Below are 5,214 nucleotides of genomic sequence, written 5' to 3' on the forward strand. Positions count from 1 at the left end.
ATGCTCACATCCAGTCGCCCGGCAACGTCCGCAACGCTATGTCCGCGATCGGTCACTTGCTTGACCGCTTCAATCTTGAACTCTTCCGTGTATCGCTTGCTACTCATAGACACCTCCACTTGGTTGCCAGCTTAAGGCTTCGAAGTGTCTAGTGAACCGGGGGCGATTCAATTCCGGCGCAAGCCGGAATCCAGTGTTTTCGGGCCCCTCTGGATCCCGGCTTGCGCCGGGATGACGCCGACCCGCAAGGATCGGGGCTTAAGTGAACGGCATTGCCCCTTGGGCGGTGGTTTCAGCCGGCATTCGTGCGGGCCAGCAGTTCGGTCAGATTGAGGCTGGCACGTACGAATACAGGTTTGCCGCTGGCATCCAGGCAGGCGCTCAGGCTGGTGAGCAGCTGGCGCTCGGTGCCACTGTGTGTGTCACGCAGGCCTTGCAGGGAGAGCAAGGTGTGTCCGGCCAGCGCCTGTTCCTTGCTTTCCCGTTGCGTCCGCCATGCTTCCAGCAATGCCTGACGAGTGGCTTCGCGGGCCGGCAGATCCTCGGCCAGTTCGGGTTGTCTGGAAAGCTCCAGGCCAATCAGGGCGCTCAATGTCGGTTCCGGCAGATCGGCCAGACCGCGGCCCCCCAGACGATTGCGACAATAGGACTGGTTCAGCAGGCGGCATTCCTCGTGCGTGTCGAGCACGCAGATCTCTACGGGCAACACGTCCAGCAAACGCTGCAGGAAGGCTTGCGAACGCAGGCTGTATTCACTTTCGCTGGCCCGGGCGGCACGCAATGCACGCTCGGCCTCGCGCAGCGCGCTGACATCGATATGCGCACCGACCACGATGGGCTTGCCTTCGATATCCTGGCACAGCCGTTTGGTGATGAGCCGATCCCGTACTGCTCCCGTGGCCGTCCGGTCCTGTCTTTCCGTGTCCAGTCTGTCGCCTTCCAGTACCCGGGCGTCTTCGTCGGCAATGGCCTCCGGGCTGCCGGCAAGGCCCAGATCCGTGGCGGTCCGCCCGAGAATCTGGCTGCGGCTGAGCGCCGTTTCGCTGGCGAACGCATCGTTGACCAGCAGATATTGCCCGGCCGGATTCTTCAGGAAGACCGGATAGGGGATGGCATTGAGCAGGCGTTGCATGAACTCATGTGCATGGCGCAATTGCTCGCGTTCGCGTCCGAGCGCGCTGCGTAGTTCGCGCTCGGCGCTGCGCCAGGGCGTGATGTCGATCTGTGCGCAGACGATGACCTGTTCGCCTTCGGCATTCTCGCAGCAGGCCTTGGAAATCAGCCGGTCGCTTTCGCGTCCGCCCGGTCCGAGCCAGTCATGCACTTCCTTGCTGATGCGTTCGCCCTGCAGCACGGATTGGTCTTCCTCGAAGCTCAGTTGTGCCGAACGGACATCGGGCGGATAGTCCGCCGCCTTGTCGCCCAGCACGCGGCGCAGCACCTGATCAGGTGTCTGGCCGAGGATCTCTTCGCGCGGGATGCCGCGTTCGTGCACGAAGGCTTCGTTGACCATGCGGAAGCGGCTGCGGGTGTCTTTGACGTAGACGGGGTGGGGCAACACGTCGATGAGGCGCTGGACGAAGTTCTGCGTCCGTTCGCGCAACTGACGTTCGTGTGTCAGCAATTCGGCCTGCTGCCGCTCGGCCATGCGGATGGGGGTGATGTCGAAACTGGCGCCGATGATCACTTGTTCTCCCTCGGCATTGAGGCAGGCGCCCTTGGTGACGATGCGCCAGCGATCCTGTCCGGAAAGAGGGTGACGGGTCTGCTCTTCCTTGCGCACGCTGTCACCGGCAAGCACGGCCCTGTCCTCCGCAAGCACGCGTACGGCGGTTTCCTCGTCCGGCGCGAGTTCCCGCGCGGAGCGCCCGAGGATATCGTCCGCGCCTTGTGCGCGTTGGCGACAGAAGGCTTCGTTGATCATCACGTAGCGCGCCTGGGTGTCCTTGACGAACACCGGCTCGGGGATCACGTCCAGCAGCCGCTGAGTGAAGTCCCGGATGCGCTGGCTGCGCTCGGTTTCGCGGGCCAGCGCTTCACGGTTGGCCTGCTCGGCCTTGCGCCAGGGCGTGATGTCGATCTGGGTGCCTACCAGCACACGCCGGCCTTCGGCGTCCAGGCAGCTTTGTTTGCTGATGATCACGAAAAGCTCGTCGCTGGCGCCTTTCAGATGTTCCTCGCGGAAGATCGGTGTGCCGGCCATCACGCGCAGCTCTTCAAGCTGGGCTTCCTCGGCATGCAAGACGTCGGCCGGCAGGATGGGCAATGCCTTGCCGATGAGGTCCTGGCGGCTGCGCTTGTGGCGGGCACAGAACGTGTCATTGACCAGTACGAAGCGACCCTGTTCGTCCTTTACGTAAACGGGCTGCGGGATCACGTCGATCAGGGTCTGGATGAAATGCTGATGACGGGTGCGCAGGGCGTGTTCGTGCGCCAGCGCGTCGGCCATGCCGGTGTTGAAGGTGCTCAGGTCTGTGCACTGGAGCAGCACGGGGCCGCCGTGTGTTTCCCGCGACAGGCGTTGGGCATGCAGGCGAAGCATGCGCGCCGGTTCTCCGTGGGCTGGCAGCTGCAGTTCTTCGGGCGGGGAGCTTCCGCGCAGCCGGGCGCTCTCCCAGTGGCGTTGCAGCGCTTCCTGCCAGATGGCAGGCAGGGTCGCGAGTGATTGCTGATCCGGCTTGTCGCACAAGGCGAGGAAGGCGGGAGATGCGAAGCCGGGGCGACCCTGCTCGTCCAGCAGCAGCAGCGGAATTCCCAGCCGGTCAAGCGCATCCAGGAAGGCGCTGTGGCGAGTCGTCTCCTGATGACGCAGGGCAGCGATGGCGACGACACCGAACACCAGCAGCAGACCGCCAGCCGTGGCCAGCGGGGGCAGCTTTCCTGCCATGCCTTCCAGGAGCAGCAGGCCAATGGCCGTGGCAAGCAGGATGACGGGCAGGACGATGCGCGTGGCGGGAATCGGGTGGAGTCGTTTCATCGTGGGCGCCGGGCTGTGACGGAATCCAGGTTCATTATCGGTAGTGGATGCGGGGGACTGCAGGGGGCCAACGGGCAGCGCGCTCCGAGGTCGCCGTCCGGGGTCAGGCGGCAAGCGGCAGGGTGACGAAGAAGGTGGCGCCTTCGCCGGGGCGGCTGAGGCAACCGATGTGTCCGCCGCTGGCTTCGACCAGATGCTTGACGATGGACAGGCCCAGCCCGGTGGAATGTTCGCCACCGGTGGGGCGTGCGCTCAGGCGGGCGAACTTCTGGAACAGGCGTGGCTGCTCTTCCTCCGAAATGCCCGGACCTTCGTCGCGGACCTGGATCAGCGCATGGCCGGCTTCCGGCTCCAGGCTCAGGTGGACCGTGCTGCCTTGTGGCGAGTATTTCGCGGCATTGGAGACCAGGTTGTCGATGATCTGGTACAGCGCGGTGCGGTCGATGCGCAGCTGCAAGGGTGTTGCTGGCACGCCGAGCTGGATGTGGATGCCTTTGTGAAGATTGCGGACGCGGTATTCCTCGGCCAGCGTGCGCAGGGTTTCGGCGGGATTGAGCAGGGTCGGGCGCAGGCTCCGGTGGCCGCTTTCGATGGCCTCCAGTTCCAGCAGATTGCTGATGATCTCGAAGATCAGCTGTGACAGTGAGCGGATGTTGCCAAGCCGGGTGAGCTTCTTCTCGTCGCTCCAGGCATGCCAGCGCTCACGCAGCAGATCGGTGTAGCTGATGATCGCGGAGGTCGGGTTCTTGAGATCGTGCGCGGCAATGCGCAGGAAGGCGCGATGCTCTTCGTGCAGCCGGTTGAGTTCCCGGTGGCTGTGCTCCAGTGCTTCCTTCTGGGTCTGCAACTGTTGCATCGCGGCTTCCAGCGCCTCGGTACGCTCCTGCACGCGTTGTTCCAGATGGGCTTCGGATTCGCGTAGCACGTCGACGAGCCGTTGCTCCGTCACCAGCAGGTCGTGCTGTGTCTGCAACTGGGCATGCCGCTGCTGGCGCGTCTTCGCGGCAATCGCCAGGGCATAGGTGAGCACACTGACGCCTGCGCCGATCTGGAAGGCATACATGCTCCAGGGGGAGGCCGGCAGCAAGCGGAAATTGCTGGCGACGTAGATGCTGCCTCCCAGCACCAGCGGCGTCTGCGCGATCAGGTAATAGAGGGCCGGACGGAAGCCACGCAGCAGCACGACGATGCCGGCATGGATGGCAAGTCCCGAGAACATCACGCCAAACAGGCCGGCCAGCGGCAGCGCCACGCGGTTGCCACCGATCAGGTAGACCGGCAGCAAGGCCAGGATGGGCAGGCTGACCAAGCGCAGATAGCGATCCAGCCGAGGGCTGGTGCTGGCCAGATCCAGAAAGCGGCGTGCGAAACGGCAGAAGGCGTATAGCGCCAGCGTGGGCAACAGGATGGCGGCCAGATCCATCAGGACCGGATAGCCATGGAGGAACCATTCATGCCAGATACCCAGCATCTGGGCCTGCACCGCGCCCATCAGCGCGATCAGCAGCATGTTGTCCAGATAGTCACGATCCCGCGTGGCCAGCCAGAGCAGCAGGCTCAGCAGGCAGGCCACGGCGAAGGTGCCGCAATAGAGGCCAAGCCAGAAGCGCTCGTTGGCACTGTTGGCACCGTGTTCGGTGTTGGTGCCAAGGCGGGGCCAGACGAAGAGTGGGCGCGTGCTTTCCACTTGCAGGTAGAGCGTGACTTCCTGACCGGCTTGATCCAGCACGAAGCGGAAGAGCTGGTCATGGTAGGCCGCGGGCTGGCTGCTGGGGTGGGGTTCGCGGAAGCCCCCGCGCAGTACCTGTGTCGGCTGACCTGCACGCAATACGTGCAGGGTGACGTGATCGTACTGTGGATTGCGCAGCTCCAGCACGTAAGCGCTGGGTTTCAGGGTGCGGACGGTGCGGCGTAGCCACAGGCTGCCTGTGTACGTGCCGAGATTGACGGATTCTCCGTCGGGCAATGGTCCCCAGTGGGTGGCGGGCTGCTGGATGATCTGCTCCAGCTGGCCGCTGTCATCTCCCGGATAGAACATTTCCCAGCCGGTGTCCGCCCGGGCGGCACTGGTCAGCAGGCAGGTGCAGCAAAAGACGACAGAAATGATCAGACGCCAGGGCATGGCGCATCCCTTCCCCCACGCTTGTCGCGGTCGTTCACCCGGGGGTTTGGGCAGACCTGCGCTAGGGCGTGTTCACAGTAGCCAGATATAGGCGCATGCGAGATGCAAGAAGGCG

Annotated in this window: 3 protein-coding genes; all 3 read right to left on the reverse strand. The window is 64.0% G+C overall.

Annotated features, from left to right (window positions below; translation table 11 throughout):
* On the reverse strand, positions 1-107 hold a 107-nt coding region (locus tag BGI27_RS17320), incomplete at its 3' end, for a transposase (RefSeq protein WP_141239830.1).
* Positions 108-292: 185 nt separating this feature from the next.
* Positions 293-2,977, reverse strand: a complete 2,685-nt coding sequence (locus tag BGI27_RS17325; protein WP_095526027.1) for a PAS domain-containing protein — start codon at positions 2,975-2,977, stop codon at positions 293-295.
* A 103-nt stretch (positions 2,978-3,080) separates the two neighbouring features.
* Positions 3,081-5,099 (reverse strand): sensor histidine kinase, encoded by a 2,019-nt coding sequence (locus tag BGI27_RS17330; RefSeq protein ID WP_095526028.1) that lies wholly within the window; start codon positions 5,097-5,099, stop codon positions 3,081-3,083.
* Between the last annotated feature and the right edge of the window lie 115 nt (positions 5,100-5,214).

It is taken from the genome of Candidatus Dactylopiibacterium carminicum, from assembly GCF_014736495.1.
Classification (GTDB): domain Bacteria; phylum Pseudomonadota; class Gammaproteobacteria; order Burkholderiales; family Rhodocyclaceae; genus Uliginosibacterium; species Uliginosibacterium carminicum.

Bases quoted from the DNA above. Each gene is read 5' to 3' on its own strand.
- BGI27_RS17330 (WP_095526028.1), bottom strand. From the start codon at position 5,099: ATGCCCTGGCGTCTGATCATTTCTGTCGTCTTTTGCTGCACCTGCCTG.
- BGI27_RS17325 (WP_095526027.1), bottom strand. From the start codon at position 2,977: ATGAAACGACTCCACCCGATTCCCGCCACGCGCATCGTCCTGCCCGTC.